Raw genomic sequence first — 20,667 nt, 5'->3', positions numbered from 1 at the left:
GATATAAGATGGTTATTTTAAATTCCTACCTCCCACGCCCGGGGTTTAAAATAAATGTTCGAACGATTATTTATAAAGTAATGACAGATGATTTTTTTGAAAGATTTAGGAGGGTAATCGATGCGTACCACATATATGGCTAAGCCTAATCAAGTTGAGCGGAAATGGTATGTTGTTGATGCTGCAGGACAAACATTAGGTCGTCTTGCTAGCCAAATCGCAACAGTTATTCGCGGAAAAAACAAGCCTGAGTTTACACCACATGTAGACACGGGAGACTTTGTTATCGTTATAAATGCGGAAAAAGTAAAGCTTACTGGGAATAAATTAAATGATAAGAAGTACTATTTCCACTCCTTATATCCTGGTGGATTAAAGACTTTTACTGCTGCTCAAATGCTACAAAGAAGACCGGAAAGATTAGTTGAACTAGCGGTTAAAGGAATGCTTCCGAAAAACCGTTTAGGTCGTCAATTATTTACAAAGTTAAAAGTATACACAGGCGAATCGCATCCACATGCGGCTCAAACACCTGAAGTTTTAGAAATTCGCGGTTAAGGATTAAAGGAGGATTTAATTCGTGGCAACTGTACAATATTACGGAACAGGACGTCGTAAAGAGTCCATAGCTCGTGTGCGTTTAGTACCCGGCGACGGACGTATTTTGATTAATAAGCGTGAGATGGATGAGTTCTTTGGCGGTTTAGAGGTATTAAAGCTGATCGTAAAACAACCTTTAAACTTAACAGAAACAGTAGGTAAGTATGATGTGCTTGTTAACGTTCGCGGTGGCGGAACAACGGGACAAGCCGGGGCGATTCGTCACGGTATTTCTCGCGCGTTATTACAAGCAGACCCAGACAGTCGCGGTTCGCTTAAGCGCGCTGGATTCTTAACGCGTGACCCACGCATGAAAGAGCGTAAGAAATACGGTCTTCGTGGAGCTCGTCGCGCGCCTCAATTCTCAAAACGTTAATATACGAACGTTTCAAGACCCTTTTCACTTCGGTGGGGAGGGTCTTTTTTGTGTATAATAACAGTATTTGACCATATTTTGACCATCATTAATTCATTCATTAGCTCGGGCTGTTTTTGTTTATTTTTGAGATTGAATTATTTACGGAATGGTTCAAGGGGTACTAAGAAAAGTTAGTACTTATCGAATTTAAATTATTGAGCTAAGCTGTATTCAGTCGGTCAGAGGGAGACGTGAAAAAGTTCAATGAAAATGATAAAAAGGGAAAGTGGTCAACCATTTTCAGAATTTTTCGGGACTTCCTGAATGAGTTATTTGGCTGGCAAAGAACACTGAGCTAAATAAAGTTAATAATTTGTTAATTTCCTATTTAGCAAGATTCAATAGACCTTCAATATAATTGTAAGCAAATGATGTCATAAAACGACTTTTGTACGGAGGGTGGTCTAGTATGGTATTTCTTTTTTTATGTTGCGTAGTTCTCTTAGGGTTAAGTATTCTAACAGCCTCTCCTGAGGAAGTTCAAAAAAACAAAGAAGATTTTATTCCCCAAGAATATTTTTCAGACCTAGCATAAATGTAATCATAAAATCGATGGGGATTTGTCTTTAAAGTTAATAGAATGAAGGGATGCGGAGAGTATTTTTGATTTAGCAAAACTTGCTTACTTTTGCCCACGCCCAAAGCGGTTCTTATTATTTTTTGGTAAATAAATTGCAAAACCTGATCATGTCACAGGTATTCTCTAAGTTCTTGTTATTTGTAAATAGATTCCGTTCGGTATATGAACGAATTAACCTTTCTCAGTCACTTCGAGAGAGGTTTTTTTATTTTCTTGTCCTCAAATCATAAGCTTGTTCATAGACTTATAAAAGAAACATGAAGGAGAAGGCAGTCTTCTTTTAGAAAAGCAGGGAGGGACCCAGGGGATTTTGTCTCATCTTTGCGCAAATTAAATCATTCAAAGGTGTGGTTATGAATAGGTTAACATTGCCGAATATGGTGATCGTGATCACGTTATGCGGTTTCCTTTTAGTAACAAGCGCATCATGGGTCGTTGGAAATCATTATAAGGATCACTTTCCGCCTCTTCTTAGACAAGCTGTTACAGAATTATCGAATAAGCTTATTGTGGGGGCGTTGGAGCATGAGATTCCATATCTTCGCTTAGAATCGGTGGATGCGGAAGATCCGCCATTGCCGTTTTCCCTTTATTTGTTGCAAATGTTTATTAATGTAGAGCCTACTAACTTACTAACGGTCATGGAAAGTGAAATACCCGGATTGTCAGCTTTTAATCCTGTAAAAGATCCGATCATAGAAGAGTTTATTGCTACTGAATCACCTGCTCCACTAGATGTGATTAAAGGACAGGTAGAGCAAACAAAGGAAGAGATGGAAGCGCAAGCAACACCACCACCGCGTTCAGTTTACTTATACAATACCCATAATACGGAATCCTGGACTTTTGTGACGAAAGATCCGAATCTTAATAATGCCTATGATGACAAAACAAATATCACGTTAGTAAGCCAAAAATTAGCGGAGGAGTTGGAAAAGAGGGGCATTCAAACAAAATTTGATAATGTGGATATACAAAAAAGGTTGGAAGACGAAGGGCTTTCGTACCCGCTTTCCTATGCGGTCTCGTCTAAAATTGTCAAAGAGGCGATGGCGAAACATAACGATATTTCCTTTGTGTTTGATTTACATCGGGACTCATCCAAGAAGGACGCTTCAACAATGAAAATTAACGAAAAGAATTACGCTCGCGTTAAATTTGTGATTGGACAGGCGAATCCAGGCTGGAAAGAAAATGAGAAATTAGCGAATGAATTTAACCGCTTGTTAGAAGAAAGGTACCCTGGTATAACGAGACCAGTCGATTATAAAAACTCCGCAAAAGGTAACGGTGAATATAATCAATCGCTTTCTCCTAATGCCTTATTAATAGAAGTCGGCGGACCAGAAAATACGTTAGAGGAATGTTACCTCACTGCAGAAGCGATCGCGGATGTTTTTGCGGACATTTACTTCAAGGATGATAAAAAGGTGGATCAACCGATTAACGATGAGGAACGTCCGATGTAGTATGATTCATTTGAGAAGATCTGTTCGGTGGCTCTTGTTCACTCATCTATCCACGTTGATTTCGTATATTTTATTTCCTTGGATGATCACGATCTCCCTTTTTATTGCGGGAAGTTTGATGGCTTTAAAAGCCCTTTTCGAGGAGGAATTAAAAAAATAAGGGCTCTCAATCAATCGGCTGAGAGCCCTTATTTTTTAACCAGAGCGTTTCGCCTAATTTTAAGACAGCTAAAGAATCACCGGTTCGTTTTAGTCTGTTCCACTCCCTGTACATCCGTTCGAGAGCTTCAGGTCCTGTATCATCGGCTAATCGATACGCGCCATAATGCATCGGAATAAACAGTTTCCCTTTTAGTTCTACAAAAGCTTTAATGGCGTCCTCTGGATTAATGTGGGTTTGTTGCATAAACCATTCAGGCTCATACGCCCCAATCGGCATTAAAACGATATCATGGTTAAATTTATCACCAATTTCTTTAAAACCTTCGAAATATCCTGTGTCTCCAACAAAATAAATACAGCGGTCCAGGGCAGTGTTTTCTATGACCCAGCCACCCCAGCGTGAAGTGTTCATATCGGTTAGAGTTCGGCGTGTCCAATGCTGGGCGGGAACAAACGTGAAATCCACGGAATCAAAGCGCAAATGATCCCACCAATCCGCTTCCACAACTTGATCATATCCGCGTCGTTTAAAAGCGCAGCCTAACCCAATCGGAACGAAGAAGGTCGGATCCCCTTTTAATTTCTTAATCGACCCAAAACTGAGGTGATCGTAGTGACCATGCGAGATCAATACAAGATCTATCTTGGGTAATTCATCAATTGGAATGCCTGGTCTAGTCAATCGTTTTTGAAAACCCATCCGTTTTGACCAAACAGGATCTGTTAAAATATTGACTCCATTTAATTGAATAAGGAATGTTGAGTGTCCAATCCACGTAATGGAGGGGAAATTCTGATTATGATACAACTCTTTGATTTGTTTTGCGCCATGTTGGGGAATCTGGATCGTTAAATCCTTCTTTTTCGCTCGCCTTTCCCTCGACCAACGAAGCAGGTCGAGGAAGGTTCTAGTCGTACATACATTGTTGTAATTTTCATATCTTTTCCTTGCCATGGCGTTAAAGACTCCCTTCTTTTATTTACTAGAATGGACCTGCTTCACTCACAATATCCGCTGTTTCTTTCACTTGTTTACTTTGACTTTTGAGCGCAGTTAAGACGATTACACAACCTACAACGACTGCAGAAATGATGTAGATCGGCGAATAGCCTTTTGCTACGGCAATAATGCCAAAGAGAAAGGATCCGATTGCAATGCCCGTATCGAAGAGTGTAAAAAAGGTGGCGGTTGCATAGCCGCTTCGTTCAATTTTTACAGATTGAATCGCCATGGTTTGCATGCTGGGCACTATTGAACCGTAGCCAAGACCGACGAAGCCGCCTGCGATCAAGAACGTGGTTGGTGAATTAGTATAAGCTAATAACACAAGCCCAATGATAAAACTGATTAATCCGGGATACACAACATACAAGGGTCCCTTGCTATCAAACAACCTTCCTGTGAACGGTCTAGTTAGAAGCATAACCGATGTATACACAAGGAAGAAGACGCTTGTCAGATGGAGTAGTCCTCTTTCTTGGGCATAGATGGATAAGTAAGATAGAACACTTGAATATGATATCCCAATTAGTAATGCGAGCGAAGCAACGGGTAAGGCTTTCTTTTCAAAAAGATCGTGGATGGAAAGTTTCTTTTTCACTTTACTTGGTAAAGAGCATTCTTCATAAGCGGGTACTAAGATAGAAATGATCGCGCCGATTATCATAAATAAACTTAAAATAATAAATAGAGTATGGAAAGAATAGGCCTGTATAACGGATAAGGAGACAAGTGGTCCAAGCACAACACCAAGGTTCATTGACATTGTAAAATAACCTAAGCCTGTCCCCCGTCTACGGGCGGGAATGATGTCTGCCGCAATTGACGCGCAGGCTGTCGTTAAAACGCCGAACCAGATACCATGGAAAAAACGAAGACAAAGCAACCATCCAAATGATGGAGTAAGGTAATAAAAAAGGGTGCAGATCAAGAAGAAAATCAAACTCAGCCAAAGCGACCTTCTTTTTCCTACAGTATCAAGAATTTTTCCGGTAAAAGGGCGGACGATAATCGCGGAAATCATGAAGACAGACATCAATAGACCAGCTTGCTGTTCCGTTTTTCCCAGAACACCAAGCGCGTAAAGCGGTAGCGCAGCTACTAAGCCGTAGAAAACGATAAAAATAAATAAATTAGCAAAAAATAAACTGATAAATCCCTTCGTCCAGATAGTGTCTTCTCTCTGCAAAAAATCAACTTCTTTCGTTATCTAGTTTGTTTAATAAGTCCATTAGTAGATCTTGTTCGGATTCAGTCAGGTTAGCCATCAGCTTACGTTCAAAGAAATTGACAGTCTCAAGTATCTCGGGTAGACGTTCGCTTGCGTCTGCTTTTAATCGCACTCTCTTTTCCCGGCGATCATCTCCCGTGTATGTTGAAAGCCAACCAAGTTCTTCAAGGCGCTTCACGGTTCGTGTAACAGTTGGCGCTTCTACGTTTAGGTATTTCCAAATTTGTGTTAATGTCGTCTCCCCACGTTGATTTACGTAATATAAAACGGACCACTGCGCGGCAAACAAATCATGCTTCTTTAATACCTGATTCAACTCTTTATTTAACAATCGTGTTTTCTGAAAAAGTTCGTGAATGATCGGTTTAATTTTTGTGCCCTCCCATTTATTTATCTAGGTAAATAGTATACAGGCTATTATATTTGAGGTGTTCTAATTTGTAAAGATCGCTTGATCAATGGTCTCGGGAATGAAGTAAAATTTACCGCGCGCCCAACCTCCCTCCACCATAATATATTCCACATCAAACTAACTAAATTCCTTTTTATCCGTGTATGAATCTAGAAGGAACTAGCAACAATGGTGAACAGGGTCCACATTTTTTTGGACGATAATAATGACCCATATATGATGAAAATTACACTTGATGTAAGGGTCATATTGGAGAACCTCGTCCCATATGATGATAGGGATAACATAGGACGAGGTGGTGCTTCATGCTTAAGCGCAAGAAGGCGCTTTTATGGCTGGCCTGTTTTTTGCTGTTAATATCCATATTAACCTATGAATACCCTGAGAATAATTCCTGGACGGCGTGGTCACTTCCATTATCCGGAGCGATCATAGCGATTGATCCAGGGCATGGCGGTTTTGATGGCGGGGCAGTTAGTCGAGACGGGCTAATTGAAAAGGATGTCGCCCTCGATATTTCACTATACCTCCGAGATTTTCTTCAACAGGCGGGAGCATTGGTGATTATGACGAGAGAAGAGGACGTGGATCTGTCGCAAGGTGGGAAACTAGGGCAGCGGAAACGGGAAGATATTCATCGTAGAGTAAAGATGGTTAATGAAAGTGAAGCGGATATGATGGTTAGTATTCATTTGAATGCGATTCCCTCACCACGCTGGTATGGCGCCCAAACTTTTTACTTCCCGTCTAAACAAGAAAACCAGACGCTTGCTTTTCTTATTCAAGATGAAATTAAAGACAAACTAGAAAATACGGATCGTTTTGCCAAAAAGATTGGAAACGTTTATTTACTGAAAAATGTGGAGATGACGGCAGCTCTTGTTGAGGTTGGTTTTCTGTCTAATCCAGGTGAAGCGGCAAAATTATCGTCAGTAAAATATCAAAAAAGTATGGCTAACGCGATCTATCAAGGAATTTTAAGATATTATAGCGACGAAAGCATCCCCGATTCGGAATATGTGGAATAGCTATAATGCTGTCTAAGACTATGGTATAATGAATGGAACATATTGGATAACTGGATAATGCATGAATTGGGGGGAAATATATCGTGAGCCTAACAGAACAACGAATTCTTGACGCGCTAAAGAAGGTTGAAGACCCGGAGTTACATATTAGTCTCGTCGATTTAAATATGATTCGCAACATTAATATTGAGGGGGAAAAGGTTGATCTTGATGTCATCTTAACGATTCAAGGATGTCCCTTGAAAGCGACGATCCACGATGATGTGGTGAATGCGGTTAAATCGGTTGGAGCAAAGGAAGTTGAGGTCCGCTTCGGATCGATGACAGATCAGGAAAGGGCGGAACTAACCGCAAGACTTAGGGGGGGCCAACCTGGTCAAACGGAACCAGGCGCAATTTCTCCGATTTTAAGCCCCGAATCTGAAGTTACGTTTATCGCGGTAACGAGCGGAAAAGGCGGGGTTGGAAAATCAACGGTCACTGTAAATTTGGCGACCGCGTTAGCTCGTCTGGGTAAACGGGTAGGGATCGTGGATGCCGATATCTACGGCTTTAGCGTGCCTGATATGATGGGGATTGATCAGCGTCCGACCGTTATTCAAGACCTTGTTTTGCCTGTGGAACGTTTTGGCGTCAAAGTCATATCGATGGGCTTTTTCGTAGAGGATAATTCACCTGTGATTTGGCGAGGGCCAATGTTAGGGAAAATGCTGCGTAATTTCTTTTCTGAGATTCATTGGGGCGAGTTGGACTATCTGTTGCTGGACTTGCCGCCGGGCACCGGCGATGTGGCGCTAGATGTCCATCAAATGATCCCTCAGAGTAAAGAAGTGATTGTTACTACACCGCACGCGACAGCCGCGTTTGTTGCTGCCCGAGCAGGAGCCATGGCTGTTAAAACAGGACATGAGATCATAGGTGTTGTAGAAAACATGTCTTACTTTGAGTGTGGGAAGTGCGGGGAGCAGGAAGCGATCTTTGGCCAAGGCGGGGGCGAGAAGCTCGCTGCGGAGTTGGGCACGACAGTACTTGCTCAAATTCCATTAGGTCAACCAAATTATGATCCGAACGATCCGAATACCGCGCCATCCGTTTACGAAGAGAATTCTAAGATCGGATCGATTTATCTCGAATTAGCGCGAAACATGATTAACTAAGTAAAAAAGGGGTTAGGACTAAATTCATCCTAACCCCTTTTTTTGTTAAGAACTGCCTGCCCCACCGGTTTTGTCGTCGCCCCCATCTTTATTTTCGCCCTCGTCCTTTTTCTCTTTTTGTTCCTGTTCATCTTCTGGTTTCATCATTTCTTTTTGCGCTTCGACCATTAACTGCATCATCTCTAACTTGAACACGGGGCTCTGCAAAGCCTCTTTCATCACGTTCATTGTTTGCTGCTGGTAGGTGGTGCTATTCATCGTTTTTAGAAGCGATTCTTGGGCCTTTGGATCACTTAAAACTTTAATCATCATCTGTTGGTATTCGGGGTCTTTCATCATGTCCTTCATCAATCGTTTATGTTCATCTTCAATCGCTTTGGCAAATGATTTAGCAACCTTTGGGTCTTTAAGCAATTCTTTAAAAGCAGCTTGATTTTGCGGGTCGCTAAATGACTCTTTGACACTCTCGTGGACTTCAGTTGTCTTTACTAAATCCTGTTGAGTTCCAGAAGATGCTTCTTTAATTGCCTTTTTGCCGTCGTCGGTCTTTAAAATGTCAAGGACCATTGATTTCGTTTCTTTATAATCGAGCTGAGCATTTTCATTTCCCCCGCAACCGATTAGTGTAAGGATGAAAATTAAGGGAAAAAGCCATCTATACCACTTATTCACGATTTTTACCCCTTTCAAAAACCTTTTGTCTGTATTAGTTTTCCGAATGTTTTTTTGTTTATCCATTGAAATAAAGGTTGGCTGGTTTTTTTAGATCAGGATTGATACAATCATAAAGGTTAATCGTGTTTTAAAGGAGGTTAGAATCATTGAATTTAAAGAAGTGGGCATATTTATTTATTACGACGCTATTAATTGGCGGTTTTAGCGCGATATTAGTGGGGATGATGTTAGAAGGAAATTCATTATGGGGTTCAGGAATGGCTAATCTTTTCATTGGTTTGTTATGGAGTTTTGGCCTAGGAGCAACCTTTAGTATCGTATCCCAAATGGGTTTTTTCGCCTATCTAACGATACATAATGTCGGTATGGGTGTTTTTAAACGAATTTGGCCTTATGTTCAAGTGTTGCTTATTCTATTTACTTTTTTTGATCTTATCTATCTTCGGTATACAACATTTGGAAAAGAGGCGGGAGACGGTCTTTTGGGGTATATTGTTTTGCCGCTGGTCATCTTACTCTATTCGTGCTTCATCGCATTTCTCAAAGTGAATCAAACAAATATTCGGGCTGCGATTCCGACTGTGTTTGTCCTCTTTGTTGTAACCATTATCGAGTGGATCCCCGCATTAAAAGAAAACAACTTTTCTAGCATGATTTACATGCTCGTTCCTTTATTGCTTTGCAATACGTGGCAGATTATGCAGCTTCATCGGTTGACTCAAAGTAAAGCAGGCGCGCAATCTTAATGATCGAGCGCCTTAAAAAATTGAACTAATCAATTGGTTTCGCTTTGACTTTAGCATCGGTAATTAATTCGGTTACGGTCACGAATTCATAACCGTCTTTTCGTAAATGATCGATGATTTCGGGTAAAGCAAGGTGTGTTTGTGTTGCAGAATCACTGGCATGAAATAAAATGATGTCGCCGCGATGGGCTTTGCCAACAACGTTTTGAACAATTTCTTCGACGCCCGGTCTAAGCCAGTCTTTTGAATCGGTATCCCACAATATGACGGAATAATGAAGGTCAGTCGCTATTTTTAGGACACGTTTGTCGATGTCGCCGTTTGGCGCGCGAAGTAAAGTTGGTTTTTTACCGACGACTTCATGAAGAATTTGATCCGCTTGTCTGATCTGGGCTTTAATTTCATCGTCATTGAGCCGACTGTAGTTGATATGCTTGTACCCGTGTGAACCAATTTCATAACCAAGCTCATCGATTTGTTTAACAATCTCTGGGTGCTCCTTTGTCCATTCGCCTGAAAGAAAAAAGGTCACTTTGCTTACCTCCTTTTCTTCAAGGATCTCAAGAATCGGTGATACCTGTTGCTCACCCCAGCTAATATCGAAGGTCAACGCTAACTTCTTCTGATCCGTGTCCACTTTGTAAATAGCGGCTGGTCCTGTTTGTGAAGTAAAGACGGAAACGTTCTGTTTTTCAGCATAGGCAATCCCAACCGCGAAAACAGCGGCTACGACAATCACAAAATATTGTTTTAACTTCGTCCCGTTAAATATCCAGAAAAGTTTCATGAAATTGATGACCCACCTCCCTATGTTTGTCCAATACAAATCTATTTCTAAATAGGCAGGGATATGCTAAAAAATAGAAAATAATTGTCGCGAATATGTTATAGTACGAACAAAGGAAGGTGTTGGCAATGTTCACAAGACTGGCTCGGATCATTTCAGCCAATTCTAAGTATATATGGTTGGGAACTCTCTTATTTGTTGGCGGGAGTTTGCTTGGTTATTTCAATGCGACATTGATGGAACAGGTTGCAAAAGAGTTGATGCAACAGCTTGAAAAGATTGGTGATAAGATCGGCGAACAAGGCGGCGGGCCTCTCTCGATGTTTTGGGTCATTTTCCAAAATAATGTGTTGGCTTCTTTAACGATGTTAGGCTTGGGTATCTTCTTTTGTGTATTTCCCGTGTTCGCTTTGATTTCAAACGGTATATTGCTTGGCTTTATGTTGAAAGCATTTTCCATGAAAGGTTTGAACCCACTGCTTATTTTGGTGGTAGGAATTCTTCCGCACGGTATCGTTGAATTGTTTGCGGTTATTTTAGCGGCGGGATTGGGTATCAAATATGGGACGTTTGTAATCCGTATGTTCGGAAATCTATTTAGTAATAAAAGGGCGGGGATCTTGACCGAATTTAAAGAAAACCTTGAAGATCTTCCCTTCATTGTTGTTTCGCTGATTGCTATGTTGTTTGTCGCGGCAGTCATTGAAAGTGTCGTCACTCCTTTTTTAATCTATTCCGTTTTCGGGGACTTAGCGGGGTAAGCGCATAATTTTGGTAATCGAAAGGAATGATAAATTCACATTGAACTTCCAGGAGTTGGGGTATCTTGATGGGTTTTTTATTCAATCAGAAGGAATGCCAAGAGTTACAATACTTATTGCGCAGGGAATTAGAAGAACTGTTGTTAGACTTAGGAGATAAACGAATCGACGGCATGATACGAATGGCGATGGAGGAACGCTATACAACCGTGTTTAAGATGTATGGGCGTCTCGCGTCGCCAACAGAGCTAGCTAAGTATGTAAGAAATAAAACAAGTCACACGGTTCATTAACCGATGGTAGGAACAAAAAGAAGTTGTCTGCGATAGACAGCTTCTTTTTTTATAGAAGTGGCGTAGTCCATTTCTAAATAGGCGACCACCTTTCATAAAATAGAAGTAGCAGGGCGTGGCAAATGGAGGGGGGATTGGAGTGACACATCGTATTTCTATAATCGGGGCGCCAATGGACCTTGGGGCGGATCGTCGAGGCGTTGATATGGGCCCCAGCGCGATTCGGTATGCAGGGGTTAAAAAGAGATTAGAAATGATCGGATATGAGGTAGAAGATAAAGGTGATTTAAAAGTTGCTACACGAGAATCAGAGTCGATCGTTTATCCAAATTTAAAGTACTTAAAGCAAATTGTAGATGTAAACCGCGCGTTAGCTATCGTTGTAGAACAGGAAGTGAACAAAGGGCGATTTCCGTTAATATTGGGCGGTGATCATAGTATTGCGATCGGAACGATTGCCGGTATGGCGAAACGAAAAAAAGACTTAGGCGTGATCTGGTTTGACGCTCATGGTGATTTAAATACAGCGGAAACAACGCCGTCGGGCAATGTCCATGGCATGTCATTGGCTGTTTCGTTGGGGATCGGTCATCCTGATTTAACGGGTATTGGCGGGTTGGACCCAAAGATTAAACCTGAACATGTGGTGATTATTGGGGCAAGGGAGCTCGATAGAGGGGAGAAGGAGCTTATTAAAAGGATCGGTCTAAAAGTTTTTACAATGCATGAAATCGATCGACTCGGTATGCCGCGGGTAATGGAGGAGGCGCTTTCGATTGTCGGCAAGGGAACGGATGGAATGCACTTGAGTTTGGATTTGGATGGTTTAGATCCACATGACGCCCCTGGCGTAGGGACCCCTGTAATCGGCGGTATAACGTATCGAGAAAGTCATTTAGCGATGGAGATGATTGCGGAAGCTAACATTTTAAGTTCAGCCGAATTTGTAGAGGTAAATCCAATATTGGATATTCAGAATAAAACGGCGAAGGTCGCTGTTGCATTAATGAGTTCTGCATTTGGAGACAAACTGTTATAATATTACGTGATGATCAGGATAAAGAATATGTTCTTCTCACAAGGATGAAGGATGTATTCTTTTTGTTTTGAAACTTCTCGATAGACGTTTTCGTATATTAATTGAACCTTAGAGGTGAGGGTAAAAGGGGTAGGCACATGCGCTCGATTGAAGAAAATTTAATAAAAAGAATAAAAAAAGGGGATCGAGAAGCTTTTGCGGAATTAGTGGAGCTATATAAAGATAAGGTTTACAAGGTTTCTTATCGGATGGTCGGTAATCAGCAAGAAGCAGAGGACGTGGCTCAAGAAACGTTTCTGCGTGTTTTTGCGAACATCGATAGCTACGATCCAAAGTATAAATTTTCAACCTGGATCTATCGTATTGCCTCTAATTTATCAATTGATCAACTTCGCAAAAGAAGACAAGTGTACTCCCTTGATAAACAGTTAGTCGGTACAGACGGATTGGACTGGCATGATCGTTTATCAGATCCTGGAAAGGGCCCTGAGGACGAATTTTTAACGGGAGAACTACAAGGACAAGTACAAGAGGCAATCAATAGCTTGACCCCAAAATATCGCTCTGTCATGGTTTTGCGCTATTTAGAAGATCTATCATTAAATGAAATTAGCGAGGTTTTGAAAATACCCGTCTCCACGATTAAGACTCGAATTCACAGAGGCCGCGAAGCTTTGCGAAAAAAACTAAACTTGTTTTAATCGAATGTAAAGAAAGGGGGATGTAAATCGTGGATTGCAAACAGGCTATTAGCCTTATTCATGATTATTTGGATGAAGACCTAGCGCGTCAAGAGGAGCTCGAACTTAAACGGCATTTAATGAGCTGCTCGGCTTGCAAACAACGATTTCAATCCTTGCAACATACCGTTGCCTTTGTTCAAAGCGCTTCGCGTGTTTATGCTCCATTGAATTTCACGGATCAAGTGCTCGCCGCTTTGCCGAAGGAATCCTATCCGCGTATCTGGAAACAAAAGATGCGTCGCCACCCTTTGTTTGTCACCGGATCTCTACTTTTTTTATTGTTAATCGCGGGTCTAGCCGCGCATTGGACAAGTTTTCAACAATTTCAACTAACGTCAGATCAACTTTATAAGTTACAGATTGATGAATCTAGTCGCAAGGTAATCGTGCCGTCCAGCAGTGTAGTAGACGGCGATATTTTGATTCGAAACGCTGATCTTGAAATCAAAGGGAAAGTCTTGGGAAATGTTACGGTTATTGATGGGAACGTCCTATTTGATTCCACGGGGTCTGTTGGCGGGAAGTGCGAAGAAATTAATCGGGCCGTGGAATGGGTTTGGTTTCATATCAAACGAATCGCGCTCCAAATTATTCCATAACGTAGAAGGACTGCCCAAGAAACATAGCAATCAATTTATCGCTTAGTGTATACTATGTTATAAAGACAAAAGATGGGGGATTTATCATGGGTCCACTGCCAAACATGCTAGAGTATCTAAGTGATGCCATTGATATTCTCCTCGTAACCTACTTGATTTATAAATTGATTATCGTTCTGAGAGGAACGCGCGCAATCCAACTATTTAAAGGAATTATCGTCATTGTGGTGACGTGGCTGCTCAGTACATACTTTGGTTTAAGAACGTTGCAGTGGCTCATGTCACAAGCTTTAAATATTGGTTTGTTAGCAATTTTAATCATCTTCCAACCGGAATTACGCCGCGCGTTGGAACAACTGGGAAGAGGACGAATCTTCTCTCGTTCAAACCAACCAGATGATCAGGTTGCGTTACGAATGGTTGGAGAAATCAATAAGGCAATGCAGTACATGTCAAAGAGAAGAATTGGCGCTCTGATTGTTTTAGAGAAAGAAACGGGCCTATCTGATTACATTGAGACAGGAATCGAAATTGGCGGAAAAGTTAGTTCCGAACTGCTCATTAATATTTTTATTCCCAACACTCCGCTTCACGATGGAGCGGTTATCATTCGTAAAGAAGATGTGATGGCGGCAGGGTGTTATCTTCCGTTATCAGAAAATCCCATGATCAATAAGGAGCTGGGGACCCGTCACAGAGCCGCGATCGGTATGAGTGAAGTATCGGATGCTATTTCCTTGATCGTTTCTGAGGAGACAGGTCAAATTTCGCTTGCTCGGAATAGTGAAATAAATCGCAATCTTTCAGAGGACGAGCTGCAAGAGTTTCTCGCGTTGGAATTACAGCCCCCCGTAAGGGCGAGCCGCCCTCTTTGGCAACGAAGGAGGGGGAAGGAAAATGATGGATAGATTGTTGCGCAATAACAATGCCGTGAAAATAGTCGCCTTGTTTTTAGCGATTGCTTTATGGTTTGTTGTCAATGGAAATGAACCCAGCGGAGCTCCAAAATATAACAATCCCGTGGAAACTTACCGAATTAGCGAAGTTAGCTTAACGCCAAAGTATGATAGCAATCGATTGGCGATTATTAAGATGCCGAAAACGGTTACCGTAGAACTAAAAGGCGCTCCATCCGCTCTAAATAAAAATATCTCGCCAAGCGACTACGAGGTTTACATCGATCTTACCGACTTTGAAAAAGGCGCTTGGAAAGTCCCAGTGCATTATAGCGGGTTTCCTAGTGGGTTATCGGTCCGTGTCATTCCTGAGAAAGTCGATGTTGTCTTAGAAGAAAAGCAAACGGTGGAAAAGGATGTCATCGCCCAGTTTGTTGGAGATGTGGCTGAAGGGTATTCTGTCGGTGAAGCCATCCTTACGCCAAAGCGAGTGCACGTCACGTTACCAGAAAGTAAAATACGCGAGATGGGACAAGTACAAGTAAACATAGATATCGCATCCGCTCGAGCAGGGATTGAACAAACCGTCCCGATTCGGGTGTTGGACAAGAAAGGTAATCCCCTCGAGGCAGAGGTTAATCCAGCCGTGGTAGAAGTGAAAATACCTGTCACAAGTCCAAATAAACAGATGCCAATTAAGATGAGCTATGTGAATGAGTCTCCAGCGGGTTTTAGCATTGAAGATATCAAGGTGCTTACAGACAAAGTAACCGTTTATGGACCGTTAGAAGTAATTGATAAATTAAATTTCTACCCTGGACCAGAAATTGATTTAGCCAAAATTAAGGAAGACCGTTTTATGCAATTAAAAGTTCCATTACTTCCGAACGTGATTAAAACGGAACCTGATTTCATTGAACTAGAAATCAACATCACTTCATCGACCACGCGGACATTCGAGGACATTCCTATTTCTATTAATGGACTTGGCGATGGATTGAAGGTTGTTTTCATTAGTCCTGAAAACGGGAAAATGCCGTTGATGGTTCAAGGTTCTGTGAAACACGTAAATGAATTAACTAAAGAGGATATTCAACTATATATTGACAGTAGTAATTTACCGCCTGGAGAACATGAGGCGCCTGTTTTAATCAATTTACCGACCTTTATTTCAACAATGCAAGAGGCGCAGCCGCTTCGCGCTGTCATTCGAATAGAAAAAGTGGAATAGAGCTTACAGTATTACATTGGAAGACCAGAAAGGGAGAGGGTTTAATTGGGTAAATATTTTGGTACCGATGGGGTCAGAGGGGTTGCCAACCAAGAACTAACTCCAGAATTAGCGTTTAAACTTGGAAGATGCGGTGGATATGTTCTTACAAAAGACAAAACGGAAGTGAGGCCAAAAGTTGTCATTGGCCGTGACACGAGAGTGTCGGGTCATATGCTAGAAGGAGCCTTGGTTGCTGGACTACTTTCCATCGGTGTGGAAGTGATGCGGTTAGGCGTGATCTCTACGCCAGGCGTGTCCTTTCTTACAAGGGCCTTAGGAGCGGACGCGGGAGTGATGATTTCCGCTTCACACAATCCAGTTGCCGATAATGGCATTAAGTTTTTTGGAGGAGATGGTTTTAAGCTGACAGATGAATTGGAAGCGGAGATAGAGGCTTTACTAGATGCTGATGTTGATGAGTTGCCGCGTCCAATCGGAAATGAGATCGGAGCGGTGATGGATTTCCGAGAAGGAGGCCAAAAATATCTCTCCCACCTAAAGACGACCGTTAAAAATGAATTTGAGGGGTTAAAAGTTGTGCTAGATTGCGCCAATGGAGCGGTTTCTTCCATTGCCCCCCAACTATTTGGTGATCTTGGCGCGGATATGATCTTGCTGGATAACAATCCAGATGGACTTAATATTAATGAAGATTGCGGTTCAACGCATCCTGAAAATGCCCGTGAGGCAGTCCTAGAGCATAAGGCGGATGTCGGGCTGGCGTTTGATGGAGATGCAGATCGATTAATCGCCATTGATGAAAAGGGCAATATCGTTGATGGGGACCACATCTTGTTTATTTTAGCAGAGTCCATGGCTAAAAATCTAAAGTTAAAAAGAAATACAGTCGTATCTACCGTAATGAGCAATCTTGGTTTTTATAAGGCCGTAGAAGAGCTGGATATCGACGCAAAACAGACGCAAGTCGGAGATCGCTACGTGATGGAAGAAATGATTAAGGGCGGTTACTGTTTGGGCGGGGAACAATCAGGTCATATTATTATGCTTGACTATAATACGACTGGCGACGGGATGTTGACAGCAATTCAATTACTGGATGTGATGGTTTCCGAGGGAATTCCGCTATCTAGTCTAGCGGAGCGGATGAGAAAGTTCCCGCAAATTTTAGTGAATGTGCCTGTTAATGACAAATCTAAACTGAATGGTAATTTGAGTATTAAACAAGTGATTGAAGGGGTCGAAGAACAACTTGGCGACAGCGGTCGTGTCCTCGTGCGACCTTCCGGTACGGAGCCGATTGTGCGTGTAATGGCAGAAGGTCCTGATGAAGGTGAATTGCAGCAATACGTAGATCAAATCGTAGAAACGGTGAAAAAAGAGTTGGCGTAAGGAAGGGGGCTTTTGGCCCCCTTCTTTTTTTAAAAAAACCTACAAATAAAAAACAGCGATTGCAATCCAAAGCAGGTGATACAAATTAACAAGTATGTAGACAAGCGTTACGGTTGCAATGACTGCCTTGACTCTTCTGGTCGGATTAAATGTAGGGTAATAGATCAATAAGAGTAATGGAAAGAATATCTTACAACCGTAAAATAGCCAGATGCTTGTTTCATACATTAATTTAACAAGAGGGTTCGCTTCATCGATGAGATTAAATCTGATCCCTAGGTCTGTGCATACCGCATCCGAGATGCTTAACACGAGCAATAAACGGATACATAGTAAAGTGGACGCATTATTTAACCATTTTTTATAAATTGTTTTCAGAATGGATCCCCCCTTGTACTTTTATACGATAGCGGGAAGGGTTTATACCACAAATTTCTATTATACCCATTCTAAAGTAATGTAGGCGGAATATCCAAATTGGTAGGGGAAAAATAGAAATGCTCTGAACATAGGTTGTTCAGAGCATCTATTCGTTTTGTTATGTTTCTATGTTGTCTTTCGATTTACGGTGCCATGGCGTGCCGAGTAAAGGAAGAGCCCAGCGATCTAGTCCATACCAGCCCGCATTTTTCCAAGCAAGCACAAGCCAAGTCGCTAAAATAAACAGAAGCGGATTTGTGCTTAATGTGCCCGCAAATAAAAAGCTAACATTCATAACGGTTCCAAAGAAGGCAGCTATTCCAGTTAGTAACCCTACGATCAGTCCTAATCCAACAAGGACTTCTCCCCATGCAACGATGAAGCTGAATAGTTTTGCGTTTGGAAGCGCTACGTTTTGCAAAAAGTGAGCGTACCATCCCGCAACATCTCCGCCCTCTTCGGCTTTCGCTAGCGCCCCTCCAATAAAACCTTGGACGGCGGCGCCAGCGTTTTCTCCTGTCCAAGCGTCACTTGTTACTTTACCCCAACCTGCTGTAAGCCAAGCATATCCTAGATAAAGTCTAACCAATAGCCATATCAAACCCGCGTGAACATTGTTGAATAAAAATCTTGAGATGGGATTTTCCGGGATAATAATTTCATTTTCTTCCTTAATAAAATACAAAGTATAATGCCCCTTCCTAAAAAAGTATTAGATCCTAAGTATTGGCCTCATATTATATTGCAGCAGTTAGAAAATTGCAACTAGCTCGAAACGTGTTTAGATTGCGAATTTCCCTTGATTTGTTGTAAGTTATAGTATGCTATAGTTAAGAAAACGGTTTATTTCACAGCGAGGGGTGAATAACATACATGTCGGATTCCTCACAACGATCGAGCCTTGATATACCAAAAACAAGTGTAGAACGCATTTGGGACGGGCTTGGATACGGGATGTTTATTTGCTCGATCGGTTTATTAATCCTGTTATGGAATAAGCTCCCCGCTCGAGTTCCTGCCCATTTTAATGCGTTAGGAGAGGTCGACCGCTGGGGAGGAAAGGGAGAATTGCTTATTTTGCCCGCGATCGGATTGCTTTTAATCATTTCAATGCAGGCATTAGAAAAATTTCCGCAGATGCACAATTATCCTGAACGGTTGAACGAGTCAAATGCGGCCCAATTCTATCTTAACAGCAGAAAGTTAGTTAACCAGTTAAAAAACATTTGTTTGATTATATTTGCTCTTATTTTAGTTGAATCGATTTGGATTTCATTGGAGTGGGGCAAAGGGTTTGGTAAATGGTTCATACCTGTTTTTCTAATAGCTACCCTGGCGCCTATTGGGATTGCGTTGTGGGAACGGTCAAAGATTAAATAGTCGGAGTGAGATATTTATGTGTGGCAGATTCACGTTAACGGGCATTTTTGATGAGTTGATCATTCGATATGGGATTGAGTACGCGTTAGATCCGTTTCATGATCCTCGTTATAATGTGGCTCCAATGCAGATGATCGCGGCAGTTATTCATGACGGCGAGAGGAATCGGCTAGGCCAATTGCGCTGGGGGCTTGTCCCGTCGTGGGCGAAAGATGAAAGCATGGCTAGTCGGATGATTAATGCGCGATCCGAAACACTGTTGGAGCGTCCGTCTTTTAGAAACCTTGTTAGTAGGAAAAGGTGCTTAATTCCAGCGGATTCGTTTTATGAATGGAAAACGATCAATGGGAAGAAGCAACCGATCCGATTTATGTTAGAGGATGAGAGCATATTTAGCATGGCGGGTTTGTATGACAGCTGGATCTGTCCGAAGAGCGGCGAAAAGATAAGTACTTGTACGATCATTACAACTTCGCCAAATGAGTTGGTGGCGGATGTTCACGATCGGATGCCAGTTATATTGAGAAAAGAAGATGAGCAGAAGTGGATAAACGGACATAATACAGATACTGCGCAATTATTAAGTCTGCTTGTACCTTTTTCGGAAGCAGAGATGAAGTGTCATACTGTTTCTCCCATCGTTGGCAATGTAAGGAATGATGGTCCTGAATGTATTGAGAAGGTGATATTGAATTAATCTAAAGTAGCCGATGAATCTAGTTAAAGAATCATCGGCTACAATTTTTAATTAGTGGTGATGCTCGTTTTCGACATACTTACCATAATCAGGAGTCGCTATTTGATTGAATTCATTCACTAACTTATCCAAACCTATCGTCAACAGTTCTCCTGAAACAGGGAGTCCGTGTCCAGTGATCGCCACGGCTGGTTGTATATCCCTTAACTTCCCAAGTGAATGTTTCGCAGCTTTCCAATCTGTTGTAAGGTACCTCGGCGGTTCGCTAATTTCAATCTCCTGAGTTAGAACCTTGAAGAGGGAGTCTTGTTTCACCGTAATAAAGGCGTCTCCCGCAATCAACGCTCGATCGGATTCGCGAAATAGCGAAACATGACCTGGTGTATGACCTGGCGTATGAATCCAACGAAATCCTGTTAAGTGAGGGACACTTCCATCGGAAGGAAGGGGTTGGATGCGACTGCCTAGATTAAGTGGTTCGTTTGGGAATATAGGAGACATCTTAGCGATTAAGCCTCCTTCGACAGTTGGATCGGGATCGGGGTAATTCTCTTTCCCAGTTAGGAAAGGTAACTCTAACTCGTGAGCATAGACAGGCGTGTCCCAATGTTCGATGAGTTCAATAATTGCGCCGACATGGTCAAAATGTCCATGGGTTAAAACAATCGCTTGGGGACGACTTCCCGCGCCAAAACGTTTTTCTGTTGCGGCAATGATCTCATCAGCCGATCCTGGCATGCCCGCGTCTACTAGTACAAAATCGGATGAGTCGGGTTTGCCCACTAAGCTAATATTGACAATTTGAACTGTATGACAGTAGAGATCAGGTAAAACTTCCACCCCGATTCCACTGTTGACTGAAGTAGCTGGAATATATTTATAATCTTCGCCGTAAGACAACTCTTTATCCATTGTATCCCTCCGCTTGAGATTTGCGCGCGCGTTATTATT

The 20,667-nt window shown here is 41.9% G+C and carries 24 protein-coding genes; 16 read left to right on the top strand and 8 right to left on the bottom strand.

All coding sequences use genetic code 11. From position 1 onward, the window contains the following. Positions 1–120 precede the first annotated feature (120 nt). From rplM to spoIIP, 3 genes are all read left to right on the top strand, one after another. Positions 121–558, top strand: coding sequence for a 50S ribosomal protein L13 (gene rplM, locus BEP19_RS11940; RefSeq protein WP_120190148.1), 438 nt, complete (start codon positions 121–123; stop codon positions 556–558). Positions 559–580: 22 nt separating this feature from the next. Further along, on the top strand, positions 581–976 hold the full coding sequence (gene rpsI / locus BEP19_RS11935) for a 30S ribosomal protein S9 (protein ID WP_120190147.1): 396 nt from the start codon (positions 581–583) through the stop codon (positions 974–976). Positions 977–1,951: 975 nt separating this feature from the next. Continuing rightward, positions 1,952–3,067, top strand: coding sequence for a stage II sporulation protein P (spoIIP, locus tag BEP19_RS11930; protein ID WP_120190146.1), 1,116 nt, complete (start codon positions 1,952–1,954; stop codon positions 3,065–3,067). A 166-nt stretch (positions 3,068–3,233) separates the two neighbouring features. Here the strand turns inward: spoIIP and BEP19_RS11925 are convergent, their stop codons facing one another. Genes BEP19_RS11925 through BEP19_RS11915 form a run of 3 tightly spaced genes read right to left on the bottom strand, consistent with a single transcriptional unit; the run spans position 3,234 to position 5,791 of the window. Continuing rightward, positions 3,234–4,184 carry an MBL fold metallo-hydrolase gene (locus tag BEP19_RS11925; RefSeq protein WP_120190145.1) on the bottom strand — a complete coding sequence of 317 codons (951 nt, stop codon included), beginning with the start codon at positions 4,182–4,184 and terminating at the stop codon, positions 3,234–3,236. Positions 4,185–4,212: 28 nt separating this feature from the next. Then, entirely contained in the window at positions 4,213–5,418 is a 1,206-nt protein-coding gene (locus tag BEP19_RS11920; RefSeq protein ID WP_120190144.1) for an MFS transporter, read from the bottom strand. Positions 5,419–5,422: 4 nt separating this feature from the next. Then, complete coding sequence (locus BEP19_RS11915) at positions 5,423–5,791, bottom strand: MarR family winged helix-turn-helix transcriptional regulator (protein ID WP_245983537.1); 369 nt, start codon at positions 5,789–5,791, stop codon at positions 5,423–5,425. Positions 5,792–6,177: 386 nt separating this feature from the next. On the opposite strand from BEP19_RS11915, the gene cwlD reads away from it, so the two are divergent. Then, on the top strand, positions 6,178–6,900 hold the full coding sequence (cwlD, locus tag BEP19_RS11910; protein WP_120190142.1) for an N-acetylmuramoyl-L-alanine amidase CwlD: 723 nt from the start codon (positions 6,178–6,180) through the stop codon (positions 6,898–6,900). An 83-nt stretch (positions 6,901–6,983) separates the two neighbouring features. Further along, the gene (locus BEP19_RS11905; RefSeq protein ID WP_245983536.1) at positions 6,984–8,057 is read left to right on the top strand and encodes an Mrp/NBP35 family ATP-binding protein; all 1,074 of its coding nucleotides are present in this window, start codon (positions 6,984–6,986) and stop codon (positions 8,055–8,057) included. A 45-nt stretch (positions 8,058–8,102) separates the two neighbouring features. On the opposite strand, the gene gerD is transcribed toward BEP19_RS11905, so the two are convergent. Next, a complete protein-coding gene (gene gerD / locus BEP19_RS11900; protein WP_120190141.1) occupies positions 8,103–8,729 on the bottom strand; it encodes a spore germination lipoprotein GerD in 627 nt (208 codons plus the stop codon). Positions 8,730–8,878: 149 nt separating this feature from the next. On the opposite strand from gerD, the gene BEP19_RS11895 reads away from it, so the two are divergent. Next, entirely contained in the window at positions 8,879–9,478 is a 600-nt protein-coding gene (locus BEP19_RS11895) for a KinB-signaling pathway activation protein (protein ID WP_120190140.1), read from the top strand. A 25-nt stretch (positions 9,479–9,503) separates the two neighbouring features. Here the strand turns inward: BEP19_RS11895 and pdaB are convergent, their stop codons facing one another. Next, on the bottom strand, positions 9,504–10,265 hold the full coding sequence (pdaB, locus tag BEP19_RS11890; RefSeq protein ID WP_120190139.1) for a polysaccharide deacetylase family sporulation protein PdaB: 762 nt from the start codon (positions 10,263–10,265) through the stop codon (positions 9,504–9,506). A 128-nt stretch (positions 10,266–10,393) separates the two neighbouring features. On the opposite strand from pdaB, the gene BEP19_RS11885 reads away from it, so the two are divergent. The 8 genes from BEP19_RS11885 (at position 10,394) to glmM (ending at position 17,219) form a co-directional block, all read left to right on the top strand. Next, positions 10,394–11,026, top strand: a complete 633-nt coding sequence (locus BEP19_RS11885; protein WP_120190138.1) for a stage II sporulation protein M — start codon at positions 10,394–10,396, stop codon at positions 11,024–11,026. 68 nt (positions 11,027–11,094) lie between these two features. Continuing rightward, positions 11,095–11,319, top strand: a complete 225-nt coding sequence (locus BEP19_RS11880; protein WP_425452783.1) for a hypothetical protein — start codon at positions 11,095–11,097, stop codon at positions 11,317–11,319. Positions 11,320–11,458: 139 nt separating this feature from the next. After that, a complete protein-coding gene (rocF, locus tag BEP19_RS11875; RefSeq protein ID WP_120190136.1) occupies positions 11,459–12,358 on the top strand; it encodes an arginase in 900 nt (299 codons plus the stop codon). Between the two features lie 137 nt (positions 12,359–12,495). Next, entirely contained in the window at positions 12,496–13,059 is a 564-nt protein-coding gene (sigW, locus tag BEP19_RS11870; RefSeq protein WP_120190135.1) for an RNA polymerase sigma factor SigW, read from the top strand. A 29-nt stretch (positions 13,060–13,088) separates the two neighbouring features. Further along, positions 13,089–13,700 carry a zf-HC2 domain-containing protein gene (locus BEP19_RS11865; RefSeq protein ID WP_170145362.1) on the top strand — a complete coding sequence of 204 codons (612 nt, stop codon included), beginning with the start codon at positions 13,089–13,091 and terminating at the stop codon, positions 13,698–13,700. Between the two features lie 86 nt (positions 13,701–13,786). Further along, complete coding sequence (cdaA, locus tag BEP19_RS11860) at positions 13,787–14,608, top strand: diadenylate cyclase CdaA (RefSeq protein WP_120190133.1); 822 nt, start codon at positions 13,787–13,789, stop codon at positions 14,606–14,608. Then, positions 14,598–15,827 carry a CdaR family protein gene (locus BEP19_RS11855; RefSeq protein WP_120190132.1) on the top strand — a complete coding sequence of 410 codons (1,230 nt, stop codon included), beginning with the start codon at positions 14,598–14,600 and terminating at the stop codon, positions 15,825–15,827. The genes cdaA and BEP19_RS11855 overlap by 11 nt, the downstream gene beginning before the upstream one ends. A gap of 45 nt (positions 15,828–15,872) precedes the next feature. Further along, a complete protein-coding gene (gene glmM, locus BEP19_RS11850; RefSeq protein WP_120190131.1) occupies positions 15,873–17,219 on the top strand; it encodes a phosphoglucosamine mutase in 1,347 nt (448 codons plus the stop codon). A 39-nt stretch (positions 17,220–17,258) separates the two neighbouring features. Here the strand turns inward: glmM and BEP19_RS18280 are convergent, their stop codons facing one another. Continuing rightward, the gene (locus BEP19_RS18280; protein ID WP_425452763.1) at positions 17,259–17,531 is read right to left on the bottom strand and encodes a DUF5658 family protein; all 273 of its coding nucleotides are present in this window, start codon (positions 17,529–17,531) and stop codon (positions 17,259–17,261) included. Positions 17,532–17,757: 226 nt separating this feature from the next. Continuing rightward, positions 17,758–18,324 (bottom strand): DoxX family protein, encoded by a 567-nt coding sequence (locus tag BEP19_RS11845; RefSeq protein WP_120190130.1) that lies wholly within the window; start codon positions 18,322–18,324, stop codon positions 17,758–17,760. A 188-nt stretch (positions 18,325–18,512) separates the two neighbouring features. Here BEP19_RS11845 and BEP19_RS11840 point away from each other — a divergent pair, with 188 nt between their 5' ends. After that, on the top strand, positions 18,513–19,019 hold the full coding sequence (locus BEP19_RS11840; protein WP_120190129.1) for a DUF1648 domain-containing protein: 507 nt from the start codon (positions 18,513–18,515) through the stop codon (positions 19,017–19,019). Between the two features lie 16 nt (positions 19,020–19,035). Further along, positions 19,036–19,716 carry an SOS response-associated peptidase gene (locus BEP19_RS11835; RefSeq protein WP_120190128.1) on the top strand — a complete coding sequence of 227 codons (681 nt, stop codon included), beginning with the start codon at positions 19,036–19,038 and terminating at the stop codon, positions 19,714–19,716. 51 nt (positions 19,717–19,767) lie between these two features. Here BEP19_RS11835 and BEP19_RS11830 read toward each other — a convergent pair whose 3' ends face one another. Beyond that, positions 19,768–20,628 (bottom strand): MBL fold metallo-hydrolase, encoded by an 861-nt coding sequence (locus tag BEP19_RS11830; protein ID WP_120190127.1) that lies wholly within the window; start codon positions 20,626–20,628, stop codon positions 19,768–19,770. Positions 20,629–20,667 lie beyond the last annotated feature (39 nt).

Origin of the sequence: Ammoniphilus oxalaticus (assembly GCF_003609605.1) — a bacterium.
GTDB lineage: Bacteria > Bacillota > Bacilli > Aneurinibacillales > RAOX-1 > Ammoniphilus > Ammoniphilus oxalaticus.
This window is presented reverse-complemented; position numbering and strand designations above follow the sequence as displayed.

Bases quoted from the DNA above. Each gene is read 5' to 3' on its own strand.
- BEP19_RS11880 (WP_425452783.1), top strand. From the start codon at position 11,095: ATGGGTTTTTTATTCAATCAGAAGGAATGCCAAGAGTTACAATACTTA.
- cwlD (WP_120190142.1), top strand. From the start codon at position 6,178: ATGCTTAAGCGCAAGAAGGCGCTTTTATGGCTGGCCTGTTTTTTGCTG.
- BEP19_RS11830 (WP_120190127.1), bottom strand. From the start codon at position 20,628: ATGGATAAAGAGTTGTCTTACGGCGAAGATTATAAATATATTCCAGCT.
- BEP19_RS11885 (WP_120190138.1), top strand. From the start codon at position 10,394: ATGTTCACAAGACTGGCTCGGATCATTTCAGCCAATTCTAAGTATATA.
- sigW (WP_120190135.1), top strand. From the start codon at position 12,496: ATGCGCTCGATTGAAGAAAATTTAATAAAAAGAATAAAAAAAGGGGAT.
- rplM (WP_120190148.1), top strand. From the start codon at position 121: ATGCGTACCACATATATGGCTAAGCCTAATCAAGTTGAGCGGAAATGG.
- BEP19_RS11925 (WP_120190145.1), bottom strand. From the start codon at position 4,184: ATGGCAAGGAAAAGATATGAAAATTACAACAATGTATGTACGACTAGA.
- BEP19_RS11835 (WP_120190128.1), top strand. From the start codon at position 19,036: ATGTGTGGCAGATTCACGTTAACGGGCATTTTTGATGAGTTGATCATT.
- BEP19_RS11840 (WP_120190129.1), top strand. From the start codon at position 18,513: ATGTCGGATTCCTCACAACGATCGAGCCTTGATATACCAAAAACAAGT.
- cdaA (WP_120190133.1), top strand. From the start codon at position 13,787: ATGGGTCCACTGCCAAACATGCTAGAGTATCTAAGTGATGCCATTGAT.
- BEP19_RS11855 (WP_120190132.1), top strand. From the start codon at position 14,598: ATGATGGATAGATTGTTGCGCAATAACAATGCCGTGAAAATAGTCGCC.
- pdaB (WP_120190139.1), bottom strand. From the start codon at position 10,265: ATGAAACTTTTCTGGATATTTAACGGGACGAAGTTAAAACAATATTTT.
- spoIIP (WP_120190146.1), top strand. From the start codon at position 1,952: ATGAATAGGTTAACATTGCCGAATATGGTGATCGTGATCACGTTATGC.